24 protein-coding genes and 2 riboswitches are annotated in these 24,917 nt (G+C 72.3%); of the genes, 12 read left to right on the top strand and 12 right to left on the bottom strand.

Annotation, left to right across the window (positions count from 1 at the left end; genetic code table 11):
• Window positions 1-51 precede the first annotated feature (51 nt).
• Entirely contained in the window at window positions 52-405 is a 354-nt protein-coding gene (locus ACFVHK_RS13350; RefSeq protein ID WP_376929220.1) for a hypothetical protein, read from the bottom strand.
• Between the two features lie 174 nt (window positions 406-579).
• On the opposite strand from ACFVHK_RS13350, the gene ACFVHK_RS13355 reads away from it, so the two are divergent.
• Window positions 580-1,317 carry a hypothetical protein gene (locus ACFVHK_RS13355; protein ID WP_376929221.1) on the top strand — a complete coding sequence of 246 codons (738 nt, stop codon included), beginning with the start codon at window positions 580-582 and terminating at the stop codon, window positions 1,315-1,317.
• A gap of 78 nt (window positions 1,318-1,395) precedes the next feature.
• On the opposite strand, the gene ACFVHK_RS13360 is transcribed toward ACFVHK_RS13355, so the two are convergent.
• On the bottom strand, window positions 1,396-1,626 hold the full coding sequence (locus ACFVHK_RS13360; RefSeq protein ID WP_207207093.1) for a hypothetical protein: 231 nt from the start codon (window positions 1,624-1,626) through the stop codon (window positions 1,396-1,398).
• A gap of 32 nt (window positions 1,627-1,658) precedes the next feature.
• Here ACFVHK_RS13360 and ACFVHK_RS13365 point away from each other — a divergent pair, with 32 nt between their 5' ends.
• From ACFVHK_RS13365 to ACFVHK_RS13385, 5 genes are all read left to right on the top strand, one after another.
• A complete protein-coding gene (locus ACFVHK_RS13365; RefSeq protein ID WP_376929222.1) occupies window positions 1,659-2,093 on the top strand; it encodes a MarR family winged helix-turn-helix transcriptional regulator in 435 nt (144 codons plus the stop codon).
• Window positions 2,094-2,300: 207 nt separating this feature from the next.
• Window positions 2,301-2,648: a DUF7882 family protein gene (locus tag ACFVHK_RS13370; RefSeq protein ID WP_376929223.1), complete on the top strand. Its 348-nt coding sequence runs from the start codon at window positions 2,301-2,303 to the stop codon at window positions 2,646-2,648.
• A gap of 49 nt (window positions 2,649-2,697) precedes the next feature.
• The gene (locus ACFVHK_RS13375) at window positions 2,698-3,594 is read left to right on the top strand and encodes an Fpg/Nei family DNA glycosylase (RefSeq protein ID WP_376929224.1); all 897 of its coding nucleotides are present in this window, start codon (window positions 2,698-2,700) and stop codon (window positions 3,592-3,594) included.
• An 81-nt stretch (window positions 3,595-3,675) separates the two neighbouring features.
• Window positions 3,676-4,428, top strand: coding sequence for an LON peptidase substrate-binding domain-containing protein (locus ACFVHK_RS13380; protein WP_376929225.1), 753 nt, complete (start codon window positions 3,676-3,678; stop codon window positions 4,426-4,428).
• Window positions 4,425-4,616: a hypothetical protein gene (locus ACFVHK_RS13385; protein WP_376929226.1), complete on the top strand. Its 192-nt coding sequence runs from the start codon at window positions 4,425-4,427 to the stop codon at window positions 4,614-4,616. The genes ACFVHK_RS13380 and ACFVHK_RS13385 overlap by 4 nt, the downstream gene beginning before the upstream one ends.
• A gap of 11 nt (window positions 4,617-4,627) precedes the next feature.
• On the opposite strand, the gene ACFVHK_RS13390 is transcribed toward ACFVHK_RS13385, so the two are convergent.
• Window positions 4,628-6,118, bottom strand: a complete 1,491-nt coding sequence (locus ACFVHK_RS13390; RefSeq protein WP_376929227.1) for a cryptochrome/photolyase family protein — start codon at window positions 6,116-6,118, stop codon at window positions 4,628-4,630.
• A 56-nt stretch (window positions 6,119-6,174) separates the two neighbouring features.
• Window positions 6,175-6,741, bottom strand: coding sequence for a hypothetical protein (locus tag ACFVHK_RS13395; RefSeq protein WP_376929228.1), 567 nt, complete (start codon window positions 6,739-6,741; stop codon window positions 6,175-6,177).
• 223 nt (window positions 6,742-6,964) lie between these two features.
• Between ACFVHK_RS13395 and ACFVHK_RS13400 the strand changes: the two genes are divergently transcribed.
• Window positions 6,965-8,623 (top strand): VWA domain-containing protein, encoded by a 1,659-nt coding sequence (locus ACFVHK_RS13400; RefSeq protein WP_376929229.1) that lies wholly within the window; start codon window positions 6,965-6,967, stop codon window positions 8,621-8,623.
• Window positions 8,624-8,702: 79 nt separating this feature from the next.
• Here the strand turns inward: ACFVHK_RS13400 and ACFVHK_RS13405 are convergent, their stop codons facing one another.
• The 6 genes from ACFVHK_RS13405 to ACFVHK_RS13430 form a co-directional block, all read right to left on the bottom strand.
• On the bottom strand, window positions 8,703-10,262 hold the full coding sequence (locus ACFVHK_RS13405; protein WP_376929230.1) for an MDR family MFS transporter: 1,560 nt from the start codon (window positions 10,260-10,262) through the stop codon (window positions 8,703-8,705).
• A 187-nt stretch (window positions 10,263-10,449) separates the two neighbouring features.
• Complete coding sequence (locus tag ACFVHK_RS13410) at window positions 10,450-11,592, bottom strand: cysteine desulfurase family protein (RefSeq protein ID WP_376929231.1); 1,143 nt, start codon at window positions 11,590-11,592, stop codon at window positions 10,450-10,452.
• Entirely contained in the window at window positions 11,589-12,452 is an 864-nt protein-coding gene (gene nadC, locus ACFVHK_RS13415) for a carboxylating nicotinate-nucleotide diphosphorylase (RefSeq protein ID WP_376929232.1), read from the bottom strand. The genes ACFVHK_RS13410 and nadC overlap by 4 nt, the downstream gene beginning before the upstream one ends.
• Window positions 12,452-14,137 carry an L-aspartate oxidase gene (locus ACFVHK_RS13420; protein WP_376929233.1) on the bottom strand — a complete coding sequence of 562 codons (1,686 nt, stop codon included), beginning with the start codon at window positions 14,135-14,137 and terminating at the stop codon, window positions 12,452-12,454. Before ACFVHK_RS13420 ends, nadC begins: the two co-directional genes overlap by 1 nt.
• Before the next feature lies 1 nt (window position 14,138).
• Complete coding sequence (gene nadA, locus ACFVHK_RS13425) at window positions 14,139-15,566, bottom strand: quinolinate synthase NadA (protein ID WP_376929234.1); 1,428 nt, start codon at window positions 15,564-15,566, stop codon at window positions 14,139-14,141.
• On the bottom strand, window positions 15,563-16,342 hold the full coding sequence (locus ACFVHK_RS13430) for an NUDIX hydrolase (RefSeq protein WP_376929235.1): 780 nt from the start codon (window positions 16,340-16,342) through the stop codon (window positions 15,563-15,565). Before ACFVHK_RS13430 ends, nadA begins: the two co-directional genes overlap by 4 nt.
• A gap of 186 nt (window positions 16,343-16,528) precedes the next feature.
• A riboswitch (glycine riboswitch) is annotated at window positions 16,529-16,631 on the top strand.
• Window position 16,632: 1 nt separating this feature from the next.
• A riboswitch (glycine riboswitch) is annotated at window positions 16,633-16,738 on the top strand.
• Window positions 16,739-16,783: 45 nt separating this feature from the next.
• Here ACFVHK_RS13430 and gcvT point away from each other — a divergent pair.
• The 3 genes from gcvT (at window position 16,784) to gcvP (ending at window position 21,316) form a co-directional block, all read left to right on the top strand.
• The gene (gene gcvT / locus ACFVHK_RS13435; protein ID WP_376929236.1) at window positions 16,784-17,962 is read left to right on the top strand and encodes a glycine cleavage system aminomethyltransferase GcvT; all 1,179 of its coding nucleotides are present in this window, start codon (window positions 16,784-16,786) and stop codon (window positions 17,960-17,962) included.
• A 65-nt stretch (window positions 17,963-18,027) separates the two neighbouring features.
• Window positions 18,028-18,399, top strand: a complete 372-nt coding sequence (gene gcvH, locus ACFVHK_RS13440) for a glycine cleavage system protein GcvH (RefSeq protein ID WP_129235648.1) — start codon at window positions 18,028-18,030, stop codon at window positions 18,397-18,399.
• 19 nt (window positions 18,400-18,418) lie between these two features.
• Complete coding sequence (gene gcvP, locus ACFVHK_RS13445; RefSeq protein ID WP_376929237.1) at window positions 18,419-21,316, top strand: aminomethyl-transferring glycine dehydrogenase; 2,898 nt, start codon at window positions 18,419-18,421, stop codon at window positions 21,314-21,316.
• A gap of 78 nt (window positions 21,317-21,394) precedes the next feature.
• Here gcvP and ACFVHK_RS13450 read toward each other — a convergent pair whose 3' ends face one another.
• The gene (locus ACFVHK_RS13450) at window positions 21,395-21,583 is read right to left on the bottom strand and encodes a hypothetical protein (RefSeq protein WP_376929238.1); all 189 of its coding nucleotides are present in this window, start codon (window positions 21,581-21,583) and stop codon (window positions 21,395-21,397) included.
• A gap of 141 nt (window positions 21,584-21,724) precedes the next feature.
• Between ACFVHK_RS13450 and ACFVHK_RS13455 the strand changes: the two genes are divergently transcribed.
• A complete protein-coding gene (locus tag ACFVHK_RS13455; RefSeq protein WP_376929239.1) occupies window positions 21,725-22,201 on the top strand; it encodes a hypothetical protein in 477 nt (158 codons plus the stop codon).
• On the opposite strand, the gene ACFVHK_RS13460 is transcribed toward ACFVHK_RS13455, so the two are convergent.
• Window positions 22,147-22,911 carry a CPBP family intramembrane glutamic endopeptidase gene (locus ACFVHK_RS13460; protein WP_376929240.1) on the bottom strand — a complete coding sequence of 255 codons (765 nt, stop codon included), beginning with the start codon at window positions 22,909-22,911 and terminating at the stop codon, window positions 22,147-22,149. The two genes, ACFVHK_RS13455 and ACFVHK_RS13460, sit on opposite strands and share 55 nt — an antisense overlap.
• A gap of 211 nt (window positions 22,912-23,122) precedes the next feature.
• On the opposite strand from ACFVHK_RS13460, the gene ACFVHK_RS13465 reads away from it, so the two are divergent.
• A complete protein-coding gene (locus ACFVHK_RS13465) occupies window positions 23,123-24,742 on the top strand; it encodes a peptide ABC transporter substrate-binding protein (RefSeq protein ID WP_129234161.1) in 1,620 nt (539 codons plus the stop codon).
• The last annotated feature ends 175 nt before the right edge of the window (window positions 24,743-24,917 follow it).

The following is a 24,917-nucleotide window of genomic DNA, read 5'->3' on the forward strand; positions in this document are numbered from 1 at the left end:
CCGGCAACCCTATGCGAGCGAGCATGCTCGCAGCGGCATGTGCCCTCCGCGTCAGCTGCGGAAGAACTCGTTCGCCGCGCGCGTGTAGAGCAGCAGCAGCCCGACGAGGGCGACCAGCGCGGCCACCAGCGCGGGCCAGAACACGGCCGGAACCGCGATCATGGCCCACACGGCCGTGATCAGGTTCAGCACGAACACGATGGAGACGAGGATGCGTGCCCCGTTGCTGCCGCGGAACAGCCCCAGGCTGACGAGGAACGTGATCGCCCCGATCACCACCTGCGTCCACCCGGTCGCGGCCGAACCGTCTCCGGTGAGGGTGAGGACGCCGCCGATGATCTGCAGCAGTCCGGAGATCCACGCGAGAACCGCGACGAGGGTCACGCCGCCGGGTCGAGTCGCCATTTCGTGCTCCGTCCGTCTGGGCCGCCGAGATGCGGCGTCGCCGTCACGCTATCGCGCACCGGGCCGCGGTCACCAGCATTCCCGTGGGCCCGCCGTGTATCGATCGGATTCCGAGTGCCCGCCCGGGGCCTCGCGCGGATGCCGGGCGCCGGTGGTCGTCCCTATGATCGCGCTGTGGACCCGTACGCCGCTCGCGCGACCCTCCAGATCCCGCCCGACGCCCGGCTGTCGATGGAGCTCATCGACGACGCCTACCAGCGCGAGTTCTGGCTGCGGCATCCCTCTCGATACCCGGACGCCGACGGTCGCCGTGCCGCGGAGGCGTGGCGCGACACGCTGACCCGCGCCCGAGCGGTGCTCGTGGCGGAGCTCGCGTCGCCCGCGCCGACGGGAGCGATCGCGGCGACCGCGCCGCGACGCCGGCTCTCCGGGGGTGCGATCGCGGCGATCGTGGTCGGCGGGGTGGCGCTCGTCGCGGTGCTCGTCGCCGGAGGCATCGGCCTGTTCGGCCTCGTCCGGGGCGTCGCGGAGACGGCGATCGCCGAGTCGTCCGAGTCGGCCGGCCCGGGTGCGGTCAGCGCCGACGTCGAACGGTACGAGTCGTACGAGACCGGCTACGAGTTCCCCTCCGCGATCGAGATGTACTGGGACGGGCGCTACGACGACGACTGCGCGATCGGGTTCGCGGAGGGCTGCTGGCAGATGGCGCTGTTCACCGAGGCCGATTGCGACGTGCTCGAGGTGACCCTCGTCTTCAACGACGACGCCGACTCGTGGGTCGCGGAGGAGACCGAGACGCGACTCGTGTCGGACGTGCGAGCCGACGAGGCGGTGCCGGTCGTGTTCGGCAACGACGACCGTGAGTTCGGCTGGATCGACCAGGTGCGCTGCACCGACGGCGCGGGCGCCTGAGCACGGCACCGCGCCACCGTGCGCGCTGCGCGTCGACGTGACCCGGGTGGGCGCGATCGGGGCCGGCTGCCCGTGCGCTCAGGGGCAGTGCAGGTGCGTCGGCGTCGTGGCATCCCCGCGATCGATGCGGTGCTCGGCCATCGGCGCACCGCACAGCGGGCATGCGGGATCGGCCGGCGGCACGTAGGGCGCCTCGGGCCGTCCGATGCCGACCTGAGCGGGCCCGGCGACGGGATAGAGGAACTGGTTGACGCGCGACCAGAACCCGGGCACGCCCTTCCACGGGTTCGGCAGTTTTTGTTCGTGCACGAATGATTAGTGTACAGACTATTCTGGAGCGCATGATCGACCCGCTCGAGCTCGACCGTCAGCTCTGCTTCGCGCTCGCCGCGACGAGCCGCGAGGTCGTGCGGCTGTACCGCCCGTCGCTCGATCCGCTCGGCCTCACCCACCCGCAGTACCTCGTCATGCTCGCACTGTGGGAGCAGAGCCCGTTGCGACTGCGCGAGATCGCCGACCGCCTGCACCTCGAGCCGGCCACCGCCAGTCCGCTCGTCGGGCGCCTCGAGTCGGCCGGGCTCGTGACCCGGCGGCGCAGCGCGGACGACGAGCGCGCCATCGACATCGAGCTCACCGCCGACGGCGAGGCGCTGCGCGAACGCGCGCTCGCAGTGCCCGGAGAGGTCGTCGCGCGTCTCGGTTACCCCGTCGAACGGCTCGAGCGGCTCCGCGACGAGCTCACCTCGCTGCTCGAGGCCGCGCACCGCGTGAACTGACGGAGCGGGGACCGGATCACGCGCGACGGGCCGGTGTCAAGTCCCTCCCGCGATCGGGGAACAGTCCGTAGAACTGACTGCGCGGGTCCCCGAAGCCCGCCACAGGCCGTCGGTCACCGCGCGGATCCTCATCCACGCGGACGTCCCGGGACACCCGGGCGATCGACGGCCTGACCCGTTCCATCGCCATGCCCGGAAGGACCCCGTTTGGGAACGCTCCACGTCGGCCGCATCACGCGGATCGATCTCCCCGACATCGTGCTCGCCCACGTTCACGCCGTCGTCATCGCCAAGCTCCGCATCCACGAGCCCGTGCTCGTCGGATGGGTCTCGCCCGAGGGGCATCGCGACGAGGTGCTCGTGCACCCCACGATGCCGGTCGTCGTGAACTACGACGCCGACGACCGGATCGGTCTCGTCCGTGACTGGCTCGAGCGCCTCATGCGCTCGGCGAACGGCGTCGGCGGACTGCAGCTGACGCCGGAGGCGATCGAGGAGCTGGCCGCCATCGGCGGTGCCCGGGTGGACGCAGGGGCGCCCTCGCCCGCGAGCTGATCGAGGGGTCCCGGTCGCGGAAGTCGGCGGCCGGTGCCACCATGGACCCGTGCCGGAGATGCCGGAGGTCCAGGCGCTCGCCGAGTTCCTCGCCGAGCGCACCCAGGGGCATGCCATCACGTCCGCCCGGGTCGTCGCGATCGCGGCACTGAAGACGTTCGATCCGCCCCTGCACGCGATCGAGGGTCGGCCCATCGCCTCGGTCGGGCGGCACGGCAAGTTCCTCGACGTCGAGCTGGGCGGGGCGGATGCCTCGGGCGGCACCCCCGCCGGCGAGCCGCTCCACCTCGTCTTCCACCTCGCCCGCGCGGGCTGGCTGCGCTGGTACGACGAACTCCCGACCACGGTGCTCCGGCCGGGCCGATCGCCCATCGCGCTTCGGATCCGCCTCGACGACGGAGCCGGGTTCGACCTCACCGAGGCCGGGACGAAGAAGTCGCTCGCCGTCTACGTCGTCCGAGATCCCGCCGACGTGCCCGGCGTGGCGAGGCTCGGCCCCGACCCGATGGCCGACGACTTCGCCCTCGAGCGCTTCGCCGAGATCCTCGACGGCCGTCGAACGCGAATCAAGGGGCTCCTCCGCGACCAGTCCGTGCTCGCAGGGATCGGCAACGCGTACTCCGACGAGATCCTCCATGCCGCGAAGATGTCGCCGTACAAGATCGCCGCGACCCTCGACCCGGGCGACGTCGAGCGGCTGTACGCCGCGATGCGCGGCACCCTCGGCGAGGCGCTCGCCGAGGCGTCCGGAAAGCCCGCCGCCGAGCTGAAGGACGCCAAGCGGCGGAACCTTCGGGTGCACGGCCGCACCGGCCGGGCCTGCCCCGTGTGCGGCGACACGATCCGGCAGGTCGAGTTCCACGACTCGACGTTCCAGTACTGCCCGACCTGCCAGACCGGCGGCACCCCGCTCGCCGATCGCGTCCTGTCGCGGCTCGTGAAGTAACTCCTCGGAACCGGCTGGGGGGATGCCGCGAGGCACCTGTGGCGACGACCCGCCCGCCGCCCGACGTGCTTGCATGCTGTCATGGGCTCGTTCGCGATGTTCCCCCTGGGCAGTGTGCTGTTCCCGCACATGCCCCTCGCCCTGCGCGTGTTCGAGCCCAGGTACCTCGTCATGATGTCCAGGATCCTCAACGACCAGCCGAGCGAGTTCGGCGTCGTGCTGATCGAGAGCGGGCGCGAGGCTGCCGGCGCCGAGGCGCAGCGGAGGTTCGACGTCGGCACCGTCGCTCGGGTCACCGAACTCGGCGCCACCGAGGGCGACCTCGCGGTGATCGCACGGGGAGGCCGTCGCATCGAGGTCGTGGAGTGGCTGCCCGACGACCCGCATCCCGTGGCCGTCGTCCGCGAGCTGCCGGAGCTCGACTGGGACGAGAGCCTCGGACCGCTGCTCGAGAGGGCCGAACTCGTCGTTCGCCGCACGATCGCCCGCGCGAGCGAGTTCGTCGAGCTGCCGTGGGACGCGGACGCGGAGCTCAGCGAGGATCCGACAGCGGCGGCCTGGCAGCTCGCCGGGATCGCGCCGCTGACCCCGCTCGACCAGGTCCGGCTGCTCGCCTCGACGAGCCTGCGGGCGCTGCTGACCCAACTCATCGAGTTCACCGTCGGCGCAGGCGAGGTGCTCACGACATCCTGGGCGAGCACGGACGACCTGGACGCCGAGATCGCCGAGGCGCTCGAGCGAGCGGGCGAGCATCGGCCGGATGCGGGCGAGGACTCGGACGGGGACTCCGACGATGACGAGCCCCCGTCCGCGACCGACGGGAGGAACGCATGACCGAGCACTGGCGCCGCGTGCGCTGCCCGCGCTGCGGCGAGACGTCCACCGCCCTCGTGACCGTGGTGCCGACGATGGGCGACGCGGGTCTCGCCGTGGTCGACTACCGCTGCCCGAGCGGATGTCGCCACGACGACCTGCACGACGAGCTGGACGAGGCGCTCGGCATCCGGCACGCGCTCGGCTGAGCGCCGACGGATCACGTCGGGGCCGGACCGAACCCGTCGCTGTCCTCGTCGCGCGCTCGCTCCTGGGCGACGACCTCCGCACGATCCGAGAGGCGGCGGAGTCCGGCGAGCGGCTGCGCCATCCGGTGCTTGCCGCGCAGCTTCGACTCGGCGCGGTCGAGGAACGCCCAGTACCCGGCCGTGAACGGACACGCGTCGGGACCGGTCCGGACGCGCGGATCGAAACGGCACCCGCCGCAGTAGTCGGTCATCCGGTCGAGGTACGCACCGCCCGCGGCGTACGGCTTCGTGGCGACCCGCCCGCCGTCGGCGTGCTGCGACATGCCCACGACGTTCGCCGGCATGACCCACGGGGTCCCGTCGACGAACGCCCCCGCGAACCAGTCGCTGAGCGCCGCCGGTTCGACGCCGCGCTGCAGCGCCCAGTTGCCGAGCACCATGAGCCGCTGGATGTGGTGGGCCCAGCCGCGGTCGCGGACGTCGGCGAGCGTCGCGCGCAGGCACGCGGCGTCGACGCCGTCCGGGTCGAGCGTCGCGAAGGGGCGGGGGACCGGCCGGTCCGCCCCGAGGAAATCGCTCTCGCGGACGTAGTCCGGGCCGAGATGCCAGTACAGGTGCCAGACCCAGTCCCGCCACCCGACGACCTGGCGGACGAACCCCTCCACGCTGGACAGCGGGGCGCGACCGGCGTCGTACTCCGTCGCCACGCGCCGAGCGAGGCGGAGCGGATCGAGCAGTCCGAGGTTCAGCGGCACGCTGAGCAGCGAGTGCGCCATCACCCAGTCGTGCTCGAGCACGGCGTCCTCGAACGGGCCGAAGTCGCCGAGCCTCGACTCGATGAAGTCGTCGACGGCTCGCTCGGCCTCCGCCTCGGTGACGGCGAACCGCCGTGGCCCGTCCGCGCCGATGAGCCGGACCGACCCGTCCGCCTCCCAGCGGTCCAGGTCCGAGCGCACCTCGCGGTCGATGTCGTCCTCGTCGGGCCACCGGGGCTCCGGGAGGCCCAGTGTGACGGCTCCCCTGGGCGGCGGCCGGCGGTTCTCGCGGTCGAGGTTCAGCCGGCCGCCCTCGGGGTCGGGTCCGCGCATCAGGAGCCCGGTCCGTTCGCGCACCCAGCCGTAGAAGTCCTCCATGCGGGTCCGCCGCGACCCACGGCCGGACATCCATTCGGCGAAGTCCGCCTCCGTCGTCGCGAATCCTCGGCTCGGGAGCATCGGGATGCCGCGTCGGTGGACGGCGGATCGTGCGGCGCGGGACGGCGGCGCGATCACCTCGAGGTCGTCGCGACCATCCACCGCGTCACCGAATCGCTCGACCTGCCGGAACTCGGCGCGGGCGCCCAGCTCGGCGGCTCGGTGCCGGATGGCCGAGAGGACGAGATGCGCCTTCTGCCGGTGCATCGGCGCGCGGCCGAACGCCGCGCGCGCCTCGACGAGCAGGATCGGCCCGCCGTCGTCGAACGAGGAGCCGAGCTGCCCGGCGAAGAGCCACCGAACCGTCATCCGCGCATCCGATCGGGCCGAACCCGTCGTCGTCCGAGCCCGCCCCTGAGGGCGGCTCAGGCCTCCCGCGCGTGCCGCGGCGCGTGCTCCTCGGCGACGACCTCGTCCTCGCGCTCGGCGGAGGTGCGGCCCGTCGGCTCCGAGGTACGCTCGACCCGCTCGGGCCCATCGGGCGCGGGCGCGACGTCGGCCTCCCGACCATCGCCCGACCCGCCGTCGGCCGCGGCCGCCGGCGGTGCCTGCTCGGGCTCCGCAGCGCTTCCGTCCGGGTCGACCTCCATCGCGCGGCGCTCCTGTTCCGCCTGCGTCTCGCGCAGCTCCGCGGCCTCGTCGCGGTGCCCGCGGCTCGACTCCGCGAGCCGCTCGGCTTCGAGCTGCGCGCGGGCGGCGTCCGCCTCGGCGGCGCGCGCCGCGGCATCCGCCTGCATCGCCTTCGCCTCGCGCTCCCGCGCCTCCCGGTCGGTCTGCGCGGCCTGCTCGCGGATCTCGGCCGCGTGCGCACGCTGCGCCTCGGCACGGGCCTCGCGCCGACGGCCTGCGGTCGCGATGAGCACGATCGCCGCGACCACGACCAGGAAGGCGATGATGCCCACGACGATCCAGATGGTGGTGCTGGTGTCCACGTTCGCACGTCCCTTCGTCAGTTCAGGTCACTCAATCGCAGGGCGCGGAACGGTCGACAGGGGTTGCACACGGGGCCCTGATGTGGTTCGCGCGGCCGGTGGATGGAGAATTCGCCGATCGCTCAGGTTCGCCTATGCTGGCAAGACCCTTCCCCCTGAACGGGGGAACCCGTTCAGACTGGGATCGGCGCACCCCGACAGTGCCGGTCGGCTTGGAGTGCCCGTGGGACGTCATAGCGTCGCGGCTCCGGCGAAGAGGCCGAGCCGCAGATTCCTCCTGTCCATCGTCGCCGGGGCGGCCGTCATCGGCATCGTCGCGTCCGGCGTGTACCTCTGGGTCGGGGGCCACCTCAACCCGATCTTCGCCTCCGCAGACGAGCCGGTGTGCGAGGAGATCGAGCAGCTCTCGATCGTCGCCGACACCTCGATCGCCTCGGCCATCGACGAGCTCGCCGCCGATTTCGACGCCGACCCCAAGCGGTGCGTCGAGACCGCGGTCCGTGCGCAGGACTCCGCCGACACCGCGGCCGAGCTCGCGTCGGGCACGCTGTCCGCCGATGCATGGATCCCCGACTCGACCAGCTGGCTCACGCGGACCGCGTCCACCGCGGCATCGCTCGGCCTCGGCGAGCCCGAGGCGACCGTCGGCGACTCGGTCGCCACCTCACCGGTCGTCTTCGCGGCGCCCGCGAGCGAGGCGCAGGAGCTCGCGGCCGAGCCCGTGAGCTGGGCGCGCGTGCTGAACGGCACGCTGCCGGCGCTCCTGCCCGACCCCGAGGCATCCGCTGCCAGCCTCGCGAGCCTCTACGCCCTCAAGGGGCAGTCCTCGCCCGACGACCCGCGACAGTTCGCCGGGGCGCTCATCGCGCTCGGCAAGTCGATCCCCGCGACGGCCGATGCCGCAATGACCACGGTCGCCTCGGCGAGCACGCCGACCGTCGTGCTCACGAGCGAGGCGAGCGTCGCCGCACACAACGCCGACTCCTCGGCCGAGCCGCTCGTCGCGGCATACCCCGAAGAGGGCACCATCGCGCTCGACTACCCGTTCGTCCGCATCGGCGACGCCGACCCGGCGAACCTCGACAGCTTCGAGGTCGCGCTCGGCACGGCGACCGAGCACTTCCTGGAGGCCGGATTCCGGGCGCCGGACGGGTCGGGCGAGGTCGAGTCGCCGGGCGTCGCCGCGACCGCACCGCCGACGCAGACCGAGTTGGACGCCGCGACGCAGATCGAGATCCTGCGTTCGTGGGGTGTCCTGACGCTCCGCTCCCGCATGCTCGCCGTGATCGACGTGTCGGGCTCGATGGAGGAGCCGGCCGAGAACGGCCTGCGCCGCATCGACATCTTCCAGCAGGCCGCCGTCGGCGCCATGTCGAAGTTCTCCGGCGAGGTCGAACTCGGCGTGTGGGTGTTCTCGACGGCGCGCAACGGCGATCTCGACTACGAGGACCTCTCGCCGATCGCTCCGCTCGCCGACGCCTCGCACACCCAGCAGATCCAGCAGATCATCGGCTCCCTTCCGGCCCGCCTCGGCGGGGCGACCGGGCTCTACGACACGACGCTCGCGGCGTTCAAGCGGGTCCAGGAGTCGTACGACCCCGACAAGGTCAACTCGGTGCTCGTCATCACCGACGGCAAGAACGAGGACCAGAACGGCATCGGCCTCGACCAGCTGCTCGCCGAGCTCGAGAAGCTCGAGGACCCGACGAAGCCCGTCGCGGTCATCATGATCGGCTTCGGTCCCGACACCGACCTCGACGCGATGAAGAAGATCGCCAAGGCGACCAAGGGCGGCGCGTACTCCGCGACCAAGCCCGAGGATCTCGGCACCGTGCTCGTCGACGCCCTGTCGCAGCGCACGTGCCGTCCCGACTGCGGCTGAGCCTTCGGCTGCGACTCGCGCCCGCGACGAAGGGCGCCCTCCGCATGGAGGGCGCCCTTCGTGGTCTGCTGCCGGCGGCTCAGTGCGCGGCTGGGGCCCCCGACGGCATGTCGGCCGGTCGACGCACGAGCGCCGCGCCGATGATCGCGAACAGCGAGACGATCGCGCCCACGAGGAAGGCGTTGCGGACGCCTGCCGCCTGCGCGGCGATCGCCTCGGTGCCGGCCGCGGTCGCGCCCGCCGCGGTCGCGGTCATCACGGTGATGAAGAGCGCGGTCCCCGCGGCACCGGCGACCTGCTGGAGCGTCCCGACGATCGCCGAACCGTGCGAGTACAGGTGCGGCTCGACCGAACCCAGTGCGGTCGTGAACAGGGGCGTGAACATGAACGCGAGCGAGATCGAGAGCACGACGTGCGCGGCGAGGATCATCCACGGCGGCGTGTTCTGGGTGACGAGCGTCAGCGACCAGAGCACCGCGCTCACGCCGATGCTCGCGGGGACGAGCAGCGGCGTCGGTCCGACCCGGTCGTAGAGCCGGCCCACGGTCGGTCCGAGCAGGCCCATGACCAGGCCGCCGGGCAGCACGAGCAGTCCGGTCGCGAGCGGCTCCAGTCCGAGCACGTCCTGGAGGTAGATCGGCAGCAGGATGATGGTGCCGAAGAGCGCGGCCATCATCACGGCCATCAGCCCGATCGAGACGGCGAAGTTGCGCGACCGGAACGTGCGCAGGTCGAGCAGGGCTCGGTCGCCGCGCTGCAGGATGACCTGTCGGACGATGAACGCCGTGATGCCGAGCGCTCCCACGGCGAGGGCGATCCACATGGGCACGGCGTCGCCGGGCGCGCGACCGCTCGCGACCTCGCCGACCAGGCTCAGGCCGTACACGAGGCCGCCGAAGCCGAACGCGGAGAGCACGACCGAGAACACGTCGATGGGGAAGACGCGCGTCTCGCTGATGTTCTCGACGCGGCGGAGTCCGATGACGAGCATGGCGACCGCGATCGGCAGCACGAGCCAGAACATGTAGCGCCAGCCGAGCGTGTTGAGGATCAGGCCCGAGATCGCCGGGCCGATGGCCGGTGCGACCGACATGACGATCGACACGCGTCCCATGAACCGGCCGCGGTCGGCCGGGGCGACGACCGTCATGAGCGTCGTCATGAGCAGCGGCATCATGATCGCCGTGCCCGTGGCCTGGATGATCCGGCCGCCGAGCAGGACCTCGAAGCCGGGCGCGAGCGCGGCGAGCAGGGTGCCCGCTGAGAAGAGCGTCATCGCCGCGCCGAAGATCGGACGGGTCGGGAACCGCTGCAGCAGGAAGCCCGTGATCGGGATCACGACGGCCATCGTCAGCATGAACGCGGTCGTCAGCCACTGGGCGGCCGACAGCGTGACCCCGAGGTCGTCGACGAGCTCGGGGATCGCGACGCTCATGATGGTCTCGTTGAGGAACACCGTGAAGGTCGCCGCGAGCAGCAGCCAGATCACCCGCGTGTTCCGCGCGCCGTGGTCGGGGCGGGCGGCGACGACGTGCTGGTCGATGGCGCGGTCGGCGGCCTCGGCCTCGGCGACGGCGCCGAGGGAGTCGGGCCCGGGCACCGTGATCGAATCGGTGTCGGGTGCGGAACGTTCGCTCACGGTGGGTCCTGTCGTCTCTGCGTCTCGTCGTGCTCGGTTCGGCGGGCGCGGCGGTGCTGCTCCCGACCGGGCGAACGAGGAATGCAACCCGCGAGCGCGCGGTCGCTATTCCCGATCGGCGCGATGCATGCGGATGCATGCATCGCGCATCGTCCCCCGACGGGCCGGCGGCGTCGCACGTGCCCGATCAGGGGACGATAGCGCGGACCGCCGACACCGCCTCGGCGAGGGCGCTCGCCGCGGCCGCGGCATCCGCTTCGGTCAGCTCGCCGCCGAAGGAGAACCGCACGGCCGTCTGCGCGACCTCGGGCGGCACCCCGATCGCCGTCAGCACGTGCGACGGCTCGTCGCTTCCGGCCGCGCACGCCGAGCCGCTCGAGACGACGACACCGCGTCGTTCGAGCTCGAGCAGCACGGCCTCCCCGCTCGTCCCGGGGAACACGTACGACACCGTGCCGGGCAGCCGACGCGACGGATGCCCCGTGGGCACGGCATCGGGCACGGCGTCCGCGACGAGCTGCCGGAACCGATCCGTCGCCGCGCCGACGCGCGCCGCGGCATCCGCCCGCTCGCCCTCGGCGAGGCGCAGGGCCGTCGCGAACGCGACCGCACCGGCGACGTTCTCGGTGCCGGAGCGTCGTCCGCGCTCCTGTCCGCCGCCATGGAGCACCGGTTCGATCGGCAGTCGGCCGCGCACGACCAGGGCGCCCGTGCCCTTCGGTGCGCCGACCTTGTGCCCGGCGAGCGAGAGCGCGTCGACGCCGAGGTCGTCGATCGCCAGCGGCAGCCATCCGGCCGCCTGCACGGCGTCGGTGTGCATGAGGGCCCCCGAAGCGTGCGCCACCGTCGCGAGGTCGGCGATCGGGTTCACGGTCCCGACCTCGTTGTTCGCGAGCTGCACCGAGACGAGCGTCGTGTCCGGGCGGATGACCCGGGCGAGCGCCTCGGGCGTCACCGTGCCGGTCGCATCGACCTCGACCTCGTCGATCTCGAAGCCGTGCAGCCGGCGCAGCGCGTCGGCGGCCCCGAGCACGGCCTCGTGCTCGACGGGGGAGACCACGACGTGCCGCCCGCGCGGGTTCGCGAGCGCCAGGCCCGTGACCGCGAGGTTGTCGGCCTCGGTTCCGCCCGACGTGAACACGACGTCGCCCGGGCGGCATCCGACGACCGAGGCGACCTCGGCGCGAGCCCACGCCAGTGCGCGTGCCGCCTCCTCGCCGACGTCGTGCCGGCTCGACGGGTTGCCGAAGGCGCCGGTGAGGTACGGCCACATCGCCTCGAGCGCCTCGCGGCGGACGGGCGTCGTGGCGGCGTGGTCGGCGAAGATCACGCCGGGCCCGTCTCGATGACGACGTCGAGGCCGAGGTCGAGCGCGCGCGCCGAGTGCGTGAGCGCGCCGACCGAGATCACGTCGACGCCCGTTGCGGCGATGCCCGCGACGGTGTCGAGGTTCACCCCGCCCGAGGCCTCGACGATCGCGCGGCCGTCGATCAGCGCGACGCCCTCGCGCAGTGCGTCGAGGTCGAAGTTGTCGAGCATGATCGTGTCGGCGCCGCCCGCGAGCACGGCGGGGATCTGCTCGACGCGGTCGACCTCGACCTCGAGGTGGGCGGTGTGCGGCATCCGCTCGCGCGCCGCACGCAGCGCCTCGGCGAGGTCGGCGCCGCCTGCCGTGAGCACGGCGAGGTGGTTGTCCTTGGCCATGATCGCGTCGGACAGCGAACGCCGGTGGTTGCGGCCGCCGCCGTCGCGCACGGCCTGCCGCTCGAGGCTGCGCAGCCCCGGGGTCGTCTTGCGGGTGTCGACGATGCGCGCGCGGGTGCCCGCGACCGCGTCGACGTAGCGTGCGGTCAGCGTCGCGACGCCCGACATCCGCTGCACGAGGTTCAGCGCGACCCGCTCGGCGCGCAGGATGCCGCGGGCGGGCCCGGCCACGCGCGCGATCACGTCGCCCGCGGCGAAGCGCCCGCCGTCGGCAATGCGCTGCTCGACCTCGATGCGGGGGTCGACGAGCCGGAAGGTCGCCTCGACGACGCGGGCCCCGCTGAAGACGCCGGGCTCGCGCGCGACGAGTTCGGCCGTCGCCGTCGCCGTCTCGGGGATCAGCGTCTCGCCGGTGAGGTCGCCCCACGGGGCGTCCTCGTCGAGGGCTGTCCACACGATCCGCTCGATCTCGCGGGTCTCGGTCATCAGGCGGCCTGCCTCTCCAGGTTCGGGCGGTGCGCGGCGACGGCGGGCGCGTCGGTGCGCGTGTGCGCCCCGACGCTCTCGGTGCGGGCGAGCGCCGCGGCGACGGTGAGCCGGGCGAGGTCGAGCAGGTTGCGGTCCTCGATGCTGCGCCGGTCGACGGGTTCCGGCGCGTGCCATCCGTCGAGTCGAGCGGATGCCCCGGTGAGCCCGGCCGCGTCGCGCTCGAGCCCGACGTGGTCCCACATCATCCGGCGGAGGGCGTCGCGGTCGACGGGCCTCGTCGCAGGGGAGGAGATTCCGGGCGACACGCCGAGCGCAGGGTCGCGATCGACGGCGTGTCGCGGGATTCGTCCTCCCGAACGCGCCGGCACCGGCCCTGGCCCGGCCGAAGGCGAGGGCGAGGTCGAGACCGCAGCGGATGCCGCGGCGCCGGCGATCGACGCGGCGGCGCGCTCGGCGAAGACCGCGCCCTCGAGCAGCGAGTTCGAGGCGAGCCGGTTGGCGCCGTGCACGCCGGTGCGCGCGGTCTCGCCGACGGCCCACAGGCCGGCCAGGCTCGAACGGCCGTCGAGGTCGGTGACGATCCCGCCCATGGAGTAGTGCGCGGCGGGGACGATCGGCACGGGTTCGCGAGACCAGTCGAATCCCGCGGACCGGCATGCGCGGTCGAGCGAGGGGAACCGACGCGCGAGGAACTCGGCGCCGAGTGCGGTGGCGTCCAGGCGCACCGGCTCTCCGCCCTGCTCGGCCATGCGGCGCCACACGGCGCGGGCGACGACGTCGCGCGGGGCGAGCTCGCCGCGCGGATCGACGTCGAGCAGGAACCGGCGGCCGGTCGCATCGCGGATCACCGCGCCCTCGCCGCGCACGGCCTCGGAGATGAGGGGCGTGCCAGGCACTGCCAGCGCGGTGGGATGGAACTGCACGAACTCGAGGTCGGCGACCTCGGCGCCGGCGCGCGCGGCGGCCGCCACCCCGTCGCCGGTCGCGACGTCTGGGTTCGTCGTATGCGCGTAGAGGACTCCGGCGCCGCCGGTCGCGAGGACGACCGCGTCGGCCCGCAACTCGCGCAGGGTCGAGGGAACGGTCGCGGTGCGCGTGCGATCCACGCCGTCGCGACCGTGTGCGCCGCCGGCGTCCACCCCACGCTCGACCGGAAGCGGCGCGACCGGCACCGGCTCGACGAGCACCGTCGCGCCCACGACCCGGCCGCCCTCGACGGAGAGGTCGACGAGCGTCGCGTGTTCGATGACCCGGATGCCGCGCCGCCGGACGGTGCCCACGAGCGCCGACTCGATCGCGGCGCCGGTCGCGTCGCCGCCCGCGTGCAGGATCCGTGCGCGCGAATGCGCCGCTTCGAGGCCGCGCGCGATGCCGGACTCGTCGCGGTCGAACGCGACGCCGAACCGGATCAGGTCGCGGATGCGGGCCGGGCCGTCGGTCGTCAGCACGTCGACGGCGGCGGGGTCGCCGAGACCGGCACCCGCGGCGAGCGTGTCGGCCGCGTGACGCGCGGGCGCGTCACCGGCGAAGACCGCGGCGGCGATGCCGCCCTGCGCCCACGGCGTCGCGCCATCGCCGACCGCGGCCTTCGTCACGACGGTCACGTCGCACCCGGCCTCGGCGGCGCGGATCGCCGTCCACAGCCCCGCGATGCCGGAGCCGACGACGAGCACGGCGGTCATGTCAGCCCCCGGTCGTCGCGGTCGCCGCAGTCGCCGCCGCCGTCGACCGCGCCGCGGCGGCATCCGTCGCCGCCGCGATGGTCGACCCGGCCGGCACGGGCACCGAGGCCGGGGGCTTCGCCGCGAGCATGCGCTCGAGCGCGAGTCGTGCCGGCTCCGCGACCTCCTCGCCGACCGAGATGCGGTTGACGACCCGCCCGGCGACGAGCTCCTCGAGCACCCAGGCGAGGTAGCCCGGGTGGATGCGGTACATCGTCGAGCAGGGGCAGACGACCGGGTCGAGGCAGAAGATCTCGTGCTCGGGGTGCTCGGCCGCGAGTCGCTGCACGAGGTTGATCTCGGTGCCGATCGCGAACGTCGACCCGGCGGGCGCCGCCTGGATCGCCTTCACGATGAAGTCGGTCGAGCCCGAGGCGTCCGCCGCGTCGACGACCGGCATCGGGCACTCGGGGTGCACGATGACCTGCACGCCCGGGTGCTCGACGCGGGCCCGCTCGATCTGGTCGACCGTGAAGCGCTTGTGCACCGAGCAGAAGCCGTGCCAGAGGATGACGCGCGCGTCCTCGAGGTCGGAGGCCGCGTTCCCGCCGAGCGACTTGCGCGGGTTCCACATCGGCATCTGCTCGAGGGGCACGCCCATGGCCTTCGCCGTGTTGCGGCCGAGGTGCTGGTCCGGGAAGAAGAGCACGCGCTGCCCGCGCTCGAAGGCCTGCTCGAGCACGGTCGTCGCGTTCGAGGACGTGCATACGATGCCGCCGTTGCGGCCGACGAAGCCCTTGAGCGCGGCCGACGAGTTCATGTACGTGACCGGGACGACGGGCACGCGCCCCGACGCGTCGGTGGCGGTGAGGTCGCCGTAGACCTCCTCGAGCTGCTCCCAGCACTCCTCGACGCCCGACTCGTCGGCCATGTCGGCCATCGAGCAGCCCGCGGCGAGGTTCGGCAGGATCACGGCCTGGTCGTGGCGCGAGAGCATGTCGGCGGTCTCGGCCATGAAGTGCACGCCGCAGAACACGATCGCCTCGGCCTCCGGGCGCGTCATGGCGGCGTTCGCGAGCTGGAACGAGTCGCCCGTGAAATCGGCGTGCTGCACGACCTCGTCGCGCTGGTAGAAGTGGCCGAGGACGACGACCTTCTCGCCGAGCGTCGCCTTCGCGGCGCGGATGCGGTCGTGCAGCTCGGCGTCGGAGGCCTCGCGGTACTCGGAGGGAAGCGCGCCCTGGCGCGGCGACCCGGTCGGGATCACGTCGCCCATCGACGAGCCCGGGCCGTAACCGGCGGGGCCGGTATCGAACTCCCACGGGCCCTTCGCGAGGTCGGGCGTGCAGGTCTCGCCTGAGGCCTTGCCGGTGGTGATGAGCCGGATGGTGCGATCGACGGATGCCGCGAGGCGGACCTCGCGCTCGGGCGTGGTTGCTGTGGTGCTCATTGCGGTTCCTTGCTGTGCGTTCCGGGCCTGGTCGGGGATGCGGTGGCGGATGCCGCGAGCGGCGGCGCCGCCGGCGCCGGTGAGGGCGACGCCACGGGCGAGTGTGCGGGGTCGAAGCGGTAGAGCGCGGGCGGGCGGTGCCGCGTGCCGGCGAGGCGTTCGCCGGTGTCGATGAGGGTCCCGGACGCCTCGATCGTGCGGCGGAAGTTCGCGGGGTCGAGGCGTCGCCGGAGGACGGCCTCGTGCACGCGGCGGAGCTCCGCCATGGTGAACCGCTCGCCGAGGAGGGCATGCGCGATGCGCGAGTAGACGAGCTTCGTGCGAAGGCGCCGGAGCGCGTAGTCGATGATCGCGGCGTGGTCGAACGCGAGGTCGGGCAGTGCGTCCTCGTCGAACCAGCGGACGTTCTCGTCGGACACGGCGCGCTCGACCTCGTCGGAGTGCACGAGCGCCCAGTACACGACGGAGACGACGCGCTCGCCGGGGGAGCGGTCGGGGTCGCCGAACGTGTAGAGCTGCTCGAGGTACTTCGGGGCGAGCCCGGTCGTCTCGTGCAGCGTGCGTGCGGCGGCGTCGTCGAGCGCCTCGCTGACCGGCAGCCAGCCGCCGGGCAGCGCCCATCGGCCGAGCCCGGGTTCTCGGAGTCGCCGCACGAGCGGGATGCGCAGGCTCGTGGGGCGTTCGCGGTCGTCGGCGACGCCGTCGGCCTGGTCTGGGGCGAGGGCGAAGATGACCGTCGAGACGGCCAGGCGCGCGTGCGCGTCGTGCTGCGACATCCGTTCGCCTCTCTCGCCGACGCTTAGAGTCAGCATGACGCTAAGTCGTTGCACGACAGCTTACAGTCACCATGACACGAACGCCAATCGCGTGACGCGGCGCCCGCGCGACGCGCACGCGCGACTGCGCGCGAACCCGGGCGCGCGCGTTGGTAGACTGCCCCCGACAACCGCATACCGGGCCATCGACGCATCGCGGGAGAGCCGGCGGTTCCTTGACGGAACATGCCGGCACCGAAGGAGCAAGCCTCCCCGCCAATCTCTCAGGTCGCATCACCGCGATGACGAGGCCGACTCTGAAAAGCGGATGCCGCATCGGCGGCTTCCCGCCGAAGGTGAAAGCACAGCTCCCCCGGGGCGTCGCGAAGCTCTCAGGCCCATGACAGAGGGGGAGTTCTTCCGCGGCGACCGCCGCGTGATCCGCGCGATCCTGGAGAACTCGTGACCGACGCACCCGGAACCACCGACCCCGGCACCACCGAGCGCCGCAGCCCCCTCGACGAGGTGCACCGCGCCGCGGGCGCGTCGTTCACCGACTTCGCCGGCTGGCAGATGCCGGTCCGCTACTCCAGCGACCTCGCGGAGCACCACGCGGTCCGCGAGCACGCCGGCCTCTTCGACCTCTCCCACATGGGCGAGATCCTCGTCGTCGGGCCCGAGGCCTCCGACGCGCTCGACTACGCGCTCGCCGGCAAGCTCTCGGCGATCGTCGAGGGCCAGGCCAAGTACTCGCTCCTCCTCGCCCGCGACGGCGGCGTCATCGACGACCTCGTGATCTACCGCACCGGACCCGACCGCTACATGGTCGTGGCCAACGCCGCCAACCGCCACGTCGTCGCCGAGGAGCTGCGCGCCCGCACGGCGCCGTTCGAGTGCGAGGTGTTCGACGAATCCGACGACATCGCGCTCATCGCGCTGCAGGGCCCGGACGCGCTCGAGGTGCTCCAGGAGACCGAGGGCTTCGGCATCCAGGGGCCGGGCAACGACGACGAGGACTTCGACGCCGCGATCGAGGGGCTGAAGTACTACCGTGCCGTCGCCGCCGAGTTCCAGGGCGAGCCCGTACTCATCGCCCGCACCGGCTACACCGGCGAGGACGGCTTCGAGCTCTACGTGGCCCCCGAGCGCGCGAAGGCGCTGTGGGAGGCGCTGCAGGAGACCGGCGGCCCGCGCGTCGTGCCCTGCGGGCTCGCGAGCCGCGACACGCTCCGCCTCGAGGCGGGCATGCCGCTCTACGGCCACGAGCTCTCCCGTGACATCCTGCCCGTCCAGGCCGGCCTCGGCCGGGTCGTCGCGCTGACGAAGGACGGCGACTTCGTCGGCCGCGCCGCGATCGAGCAGGGCCCGGCCGACGGCGCGCCCGTGCTGGTCGGGCTCACCGCCGACGGCCGGCGCGCGCCCCGAGCGGGCTACGCGGTCTACGACGGCGAGGGCGACGACGCCCGGAAGGTCGGCGAGATCACCTCCGGCGCGCTCTCGCCCACGCTCGGCCACCCGGTCGCGATGGCCTTCGTCGCCCCCGAGCTCGCGGAGGTCGGCTCGTCCCTGTTCGTCGACGTCCGCGGCACGCGCGTCGCGGCATCCGTCACCGCCCTGCCGTTCTACAAGCGCGGCGCCTGACCCACGACCCCTCCGACGGACGCACCGCCGGGACCGCACCACACGACCACCACGAGGAGCACGCCATGACCGACCGCACCGACCTGAAGTACACCGCCGAGCACGAGTGGGTGAAGGTCGACGGCGACACCGTCACCGTCGGCATCACCGACTACGCCGCCGAGAAGCTCGGCGACGTCGTCTACGTCGACCTGCCCGACGCCGGCAGCACCGTCGTCGCCGGCACCGTCGTGGGCGAGATCGAGTCGACGAAGTCCGTCGGCGAGCTGTTCGCCCCGGTCGACGGCGAGGTCGTCGAGTCGAACCAGGCCGTCGTCGACTCGCCCGAGCTCGTCAACAGCGACCCCTACGGCGACGGATGGCTCCTGAAGCTCACCACCACGTCGCTGCCCGCCCTGCTCAGCCACGACGAGTACCGCGCCCTCACGGGCGAGTAGTCCCACCTCGAGGAAGACGATGACCACCAGCACCTCCACGGCCTTCGACGTCGACGCCTTCGGGCGCCGCCACATCGGCACCACCCCGCGCGACCACGAGTGGATGCTCGCCGCGCTCGGCTACGACTCGCTCGACGCGCTCATGGATGCGGCGGTGCCGAGCGCCATCCGCATGCACGAGGTGCTCGACTCGGTCATCCCGGCCGCGGCGACCGAGCGCGAGGCGCTCGCCGAGCTGCGCGCGCTCGCCGACGCGAACACGGTGCGGACGTCGATGATCGGCCTCGGATACTCGGGCACGATCACGCCGGCCGTGATCCAGCGCAACGTGCTCGAGAACCCGAGCTGGTACACGGCCTACACGCCCTACCAGCCCGAGATCTCGCAGGGCCGGCTCGAGGCGCTCATCAACTTCCAGACGATGGTCACCGACCTCACCGGGCTCGACACGGCGAACGCCTCGATGCTCGACGAGGGCACCGCGGTCGTCGAGGGCATGCTCCTCGCGCGCCGCGCCTCGAAGTCGAAGTCGAACCGCTTCGTCGTCGACGCCGACGCACTGCCGCAGACGCACGCGCTGCTCGCATCGCGCGCCGAGGCCGTCGGCATCGAGCTGGTCGTCGCCGACCTCGACCAGACGACGGATGCCGCCGCGCTCGGCGAGCACTTCGGCGTCTTCGTGCAGTACCCGGGCGCGTCGGGCCGCGTCTGGGACCCGACGGCGGTCATCGCCGCCTCGAAGGACCAGGGTGCGCTCGCCGTCGTCGCCGCCGACCTGCTCGCGATGGCGCTCATCACGAGCCCGGGCGAACTGGGGGCGGACGTCGCGGTCGGCACCTCGCAGCGCTTCGGCGTGCCGATGGGCTTCGGCGGCCCGCACGCCGGGTACATGGCCGTGAGGAAGGGCCTCGAGCGCCAGCTCCCGGGCCGACTGGTCGGCGTCTCCCAGGACGCCGCCGGCCACCCCGCCTACCGGCTCAGCCTCCAGGCCCGCGAGCAGCACATCCGCCGCGAGAAGGCGACGTCGAACATCTGCACCGCGCAGGTCCTCCTCGCCGTCATGGCGTCGATGTACGCCGTGTACCACGGGCCGCGGGGCATCCGTCACATCGCCGTGACCACGGCGGCGAAGGCGAAGGCGCTCGCCGACGTGCTCGGCGGGTTCGGGCTGACGCTCGCGCACGACGCGTACTTCGACACGATCCGCGTGCACGTGCCGGGCCTCGCAGCGGACGTCGTCGCGAGGGCCCGCGACCTCGGCGTGAACCTCTGGGAGGCCGACGAGGCGACCGTGCACGTCGCCGTCGACGAGACGACGACCGAGGCCGACCTCTCGCTCGTCGTCGAGGCGTTCGGGTTCGACGCGCGGACCGAGGTGCCGGTGGCGCTCCGCGAGCTCCCCGCGAGCCTGCCCGAGGCGCAACGCCGCACGACGCCGTACCTCGAGCACCCGGTGTTCAACACGCACCAGTCCGAGACGCAGATGATGCGCTACCTCAAGACCCTCGCCGATCGCGACTACGCGCTCGACCGCGGCATGATCCCGCTCGGCTCCTGCACCATGAAGCTCAACGCGGCGACCGAGATGCAGGCCGTCACGTGGCCCGAGTTCGCGAACCTGCACCCGTTCGCGCCCGAGGCCGACGTCGTCGGCTCGCTCGGGCTCATCGAGCAGCTCGAGAGCTGGCTCGCCGAGGTCACCGGCTACGACACCGTGTCGCTGCAGCCCAACGCGGGCAGCCAGGGCGAGCTCGCGGGCCTGCTCGCCATCCGGGGCTACCACCTCGCGAACGGAGACGACGAGCGCGACGTCTGCCTCATCCCGTCGAGCGCGCACGGCACCAACGCCGCGTCGGCGGTGCTCGCCGGCATGAAGGTCGCGGTCGTCGCGACCGACGAGCTCGGCAACGTCGACCTCGACGACCTCCGCGCGAAGATCGCCGCGCACGCCGAGCACATCGCCGCCCTCATGATCACCTACCCGTCGACGCACGGCGTCTACGAGCACGAGGTGAAGGAGATCACGCAGGCGGTGCACGACGCCGGCGGCCAGGTCTACATCGACGGCGCGAACCTCAACGCGCTCCTCGGCTTCGCCCGCTTCGGCGACGTCGGCGGCGACGTCTCGCACCTCAACCTGCACAAGACGTTCTGCATCCCGCACGGCGGCGGCGGCCCGGGCGTCGGCCCGGTCGCGGCGAAGGCGCACCTCGCGCCCTACCTGCCCGGCCACCCGATGGCCCAGCGCGCCGACCACGCCGGCGGCGTCGAGCACGGCGGCGGCCCCGTCTCGGCGGCGCCGTACGGCAGCCCGTCGATCCTCCCGATCTCCTGGGCGTACGTGCGGATGATGGGCGCCGAGGGACTCAAGCAGGCGACCGCGACCGCGGTGCTCGCGGCCAACTACGTCGCCGCGCGCCTGCGCGACCACTTCCCGGTCCTCTACACGGGCGAGAACGGGCTCGTGGCCCACGAGTGCATCCTCGACCTGCGCCCGCTGACCGCGGAGACGGGGGTCACGGTCGACGACGTGGCGAAGCGCCTCATCGACTACGGCTTCCACGCCCCGACCATGTCGTTCCCGGTCGCGGGCACCCTCATGGTCGAGCCGACCGAGTCCGAGGACCTCGCGGAGCTCGACCGCTTCGTGGAGGCGATGATCCAGATCAAGGCGGAGGCCGACGCCGTCGGCCGCGGCGAGTGGCCCGCGGAGGACAACCCGCTCCGCAACGCCCCGCACACCGCGGAGTCGGTCATCGCGGGGGAGTGGACGCACCCGTACACGCGCGAGCAGGCGGTCTACCCGGTGCACTCGCTCGTCCGGAACAAGTACTGGGCCCCCGTCCGCCGGATCGACCAGGCGTACGGCGACCGCAACCTCGTCTGCGCCTGCCCGCCGATCGAGGCGTTCGCGTAACGGTCGACCGCGGCCTCGCCCTCGGCGCCGTCCCGGCGCCCCGGAGCGGACGCGGTGAGCGGATGCCGCGGGCGGTCGTCAGGCCGTCCGCGGCGCCGCGTGCCGCCCGCGCTCGGTGAACGCGATCGGGCGACGCTCGATCGCGGCGGCCCGGCGGCGTGCCACGCGCTGTTCCGCCGCGCGGATCTCCGTCTCGTCCGCGGTGAAGCGGTGGTCGGTGCGACGGCCGGCGAGGCCTCCCGCGGTGAGGGCGTGTGCGAGGTCCATGCTTCCTTCTCCTGACGTGCGTCCGGGCGGTCCGGCCCGGCATCGACCATGGTCCGCGCCACGGGAGGCGCCGGCATCCGGGCCGTCCCCCCGACCGTGCCCGGGAGTACACTGAGGATCACTCGCACAAGGGGGGTGCGCATGATCCCGATGGATGTCGTCGCCCTGCTCGCCACGCTCGGCTTCGTGGGGCTCATGGTCGGCTGCACGCTCGCCGGAGCGCGGGGGCTCGGACTCGAGCAGCGCGCTGGCCTTCTCGACCGCCGCAACCCGCAGCTGGCGGACGCGCTCCGGCGCGCCGAGTCGTTCAGCGACCTGTCGAGGGGCGGGTTCTACGGAGGCGCCGAGCAGTTCTCGGCGGTCTGCACGCCGGGCCGCCGGAGCTGGATCGACGGCGCACGCGTGCGCTCGAACGACTCCGACCTGCGCGTGGAACCGCCGGAGGAGACCCTGCCGCCGATGCCGGCGACCGTGGTCGCGCTCGCCGGGGCGCGGCACGTGGCCGAAGCGCCGCGGCCGCGGCATCCGTCGCCTGCGCCCGTTCGGCCCGACGCGCCCGTCGGTCAGTCCGCCGGCGGCGCGAAGAGCGCGGGCCACCAGCCGACGGCGAGCGGGTAGCCGACGAAGCTCACGATGTCGAGGAGCCAGTGCGCGATGACCAACGGCATCGTGCGGCCCCAGCGCGTGTACGCCCAGCCGAATACGACGCCCATGACGGCGTTGCCGATGAAGCCGCCGAAGCCCTGGTAGAGGTGGTAGCTGCCGCGGAGGAGCGCGCTCGACAGGATCGTCGCCCACGGGCCGACGCCGAGCTCGCGCAGGCGCGTGAAGAGGTATCCGACCGCGATCAGCTCCTCGGTGAGCGCCGCCTTCAGGGCGGCCAGCACCAGGACGGGGATCGTCCACCAGTAGGCGTCGAGCGGCTGCGGCACGACCGCGACCGTGAAGCCGAACGCGCGACCGGCCGCGTACAGCGCCAGGCCCGGCACGCCGATCACGGCCGCGAGGAGCAGCCCGGATGCCGCGTCCCGTCCGGGCCGGGTCAGGTCGAAGCCGATCCGTCGGAACGGGCTGCGGCCCGGCTGCCAGAGCAGGTAGAGCACGAGGGCCACGACCGCGAGGCCGAAGACGACGTCGAGGAACTGATAGGTGAGGTCGAGCCACTCGCGCGTCGACCGCGACTGGTTCAGTGCGGCGCTCTGCTCGCCGAGCGGGCGGTCGGCGGTCAGCCGGGCGATGATCGCGACGATCGAGTAGACGGCGGACGCGCCGAGCGACAGCGCGAGCACGATGGCCACCTCGATGCGGAGACGTCGTGCCGCAGGCATGCGGCAATCCTCGCACGAGCCCTCGTCACGCAAGAATCGTGCGTCCCGCGGCTGCTCATCTGCGCATGACCCTGTCGCAAGATTGCGCCTCGGTAACGGTTCCGCCGTGAAGTTTGTTCGGCAGACCCCCGCTTATAGTCTCGATTCACCTACCAGCGCCCCTGCTCGACCACGAATCGATCAGTCGTGCGCTCATCTCACAGGAGGAACATTGAAGATCAAGAGAATCGGCGTTGCAGCCATTGCTCTTGCGGCGGCTGGCGCGCTCACGCTCGCCGGTTGCTCGTCCAGCAGCGAACCCGAAGCCCCGGCCGGCGACTCGACCGCGATCATCACCACCAACGGTTCTGAGCCCCAGAACCCGCTGATCCCGACCAACACCAACGAGACCGGTGGCGGCAAGATCCTCGACTCGATCTTCGCGGGTCTGGTGTACTACGACGGCGAGGGTGCTCCGCACAACGACATGGCGGAGTCGATCGAGACCGACGACGCGCAGACCTACACCATCACCATCAAGGACGGCCAGAAGTTCACGAACGGCGAGGACGTCACCTCCGAGTCGTTCGTCAAGGCCTGGAACTACGGCGCCGCGCTCGACAACGCGCAGCTCTCGAGCTACTTCTTCGACTCGATCGAGGGCTTCAGCTACGACGAGAACGTCGACGAGCTCTCCGGCCTCGAGGTCGTCGACGACTCGACCTTCACCGTGACCCTGAAGCAGCCGGAGTCCGACTTCCCGCTGCGACTCGGCTACTCGGCGTTCTTCCCGCTGCCCGAGGCGGCGTGGGAGGACCTCGACGCCTTCGGTGAGAACCCGATCGGCAACGGCCCGTACATGCTCGACGGCGAGGGTGCGTGGAAGCACAACGAGCGCATCGACCTCGTCGTGAACGAGGACTACCAGGGTGACCGCCAGGCCGCCAACGGTGGTCTCTCGATCATCTTCTACGCGACGCAGGACGCGGCGTACGCCGACCTCCAGGGCGGCAACCTCGACATCCTCGACGCCATCCCGGACAGCGCGCTCTCGACCTTCCAGGACGAGTTCGGCGACCGCTCCGTCACGCAGGGTGCGGCGATCTTCCAGTCGTTCGTCGTTCCGGACCGTCTCGCGCACTTCGGTGGCGAGGAGGGCAAGCTCCGCCGCGCCGCGATCTCGCACGCGATCAACCGCGAAGAGGTCACCGACGTGATCTTCTCGGGCACCCGTACCCCGGCCCACGACTTCACGTCGCCGGTCATCGACGGCTACTCCGAGGACATCCCCGGTAGCGAGGTCCTCGAGTACGACCCCGAGCTCGCCAAGGAGCTGTGGGCCGAGGCCGACGCCATCAGCCCGTGGGAGGGTTCCTTCCAGATCGGCTACAACGCCGACGGCGGCCACCAGGGCTGGGTCGACGCTGTGACCAACCAGATCAAGAACGAGCTCGGCATCGACGCTTCGGGTGCTCCGTACCCGACGTTCGCGGAGTTCCGCACCGCCATCACCGACCGCACCATCGAGACCGGATTCCGCACCGGTTGGCAGGCCGACTACCCGTCGCTCTCCAACTTCCTCGGCCCGATCTACGTGACCGGCGCCGGTTCGAACGACGGTGACTACTCGAACCCCGAGTTCGACGCCCTCATCCAGGAAGGCCTCAGCGAGACCGAGGTCGAGGCGGGCATCGAGAAGTTCCAGCAGGCGCAGGAGATCCTCTTCGAGGACCTCCCCGCGATCCCGCTCTGGTACTCCACCGTCAACGGCGCGTGGAGCGAGCAGGTCGAGAACGTCCAGTTCGGCTGGAACTCGGTGCCCCTCTACTACGAGGTCACCAAGAGCGAGTAGTTCTCGATCAGGGGTTTCAGCGGGTTAGACTCTCTGACGCCCGTGGGGCGGCGGTCCATTGGATCGCCGCCCCACTCCCACGTATCCGGGGTGTGCCGAGGCGCGTAACATCGTGTGTGCGCACTCCCATATCGGTGAGGTTTCTCCAAACAATGTCAACACACGCAGATCGCGG

It is taken from the genome of Agromyces binzhouensis (genome assembly GCF_042672355.1).
GTDB lineage: Bacteria > Actinomycetota > Actinomycetes > Actinomycetales > Microbacteriaceae > Agromyces > Agromyces binzhouensis.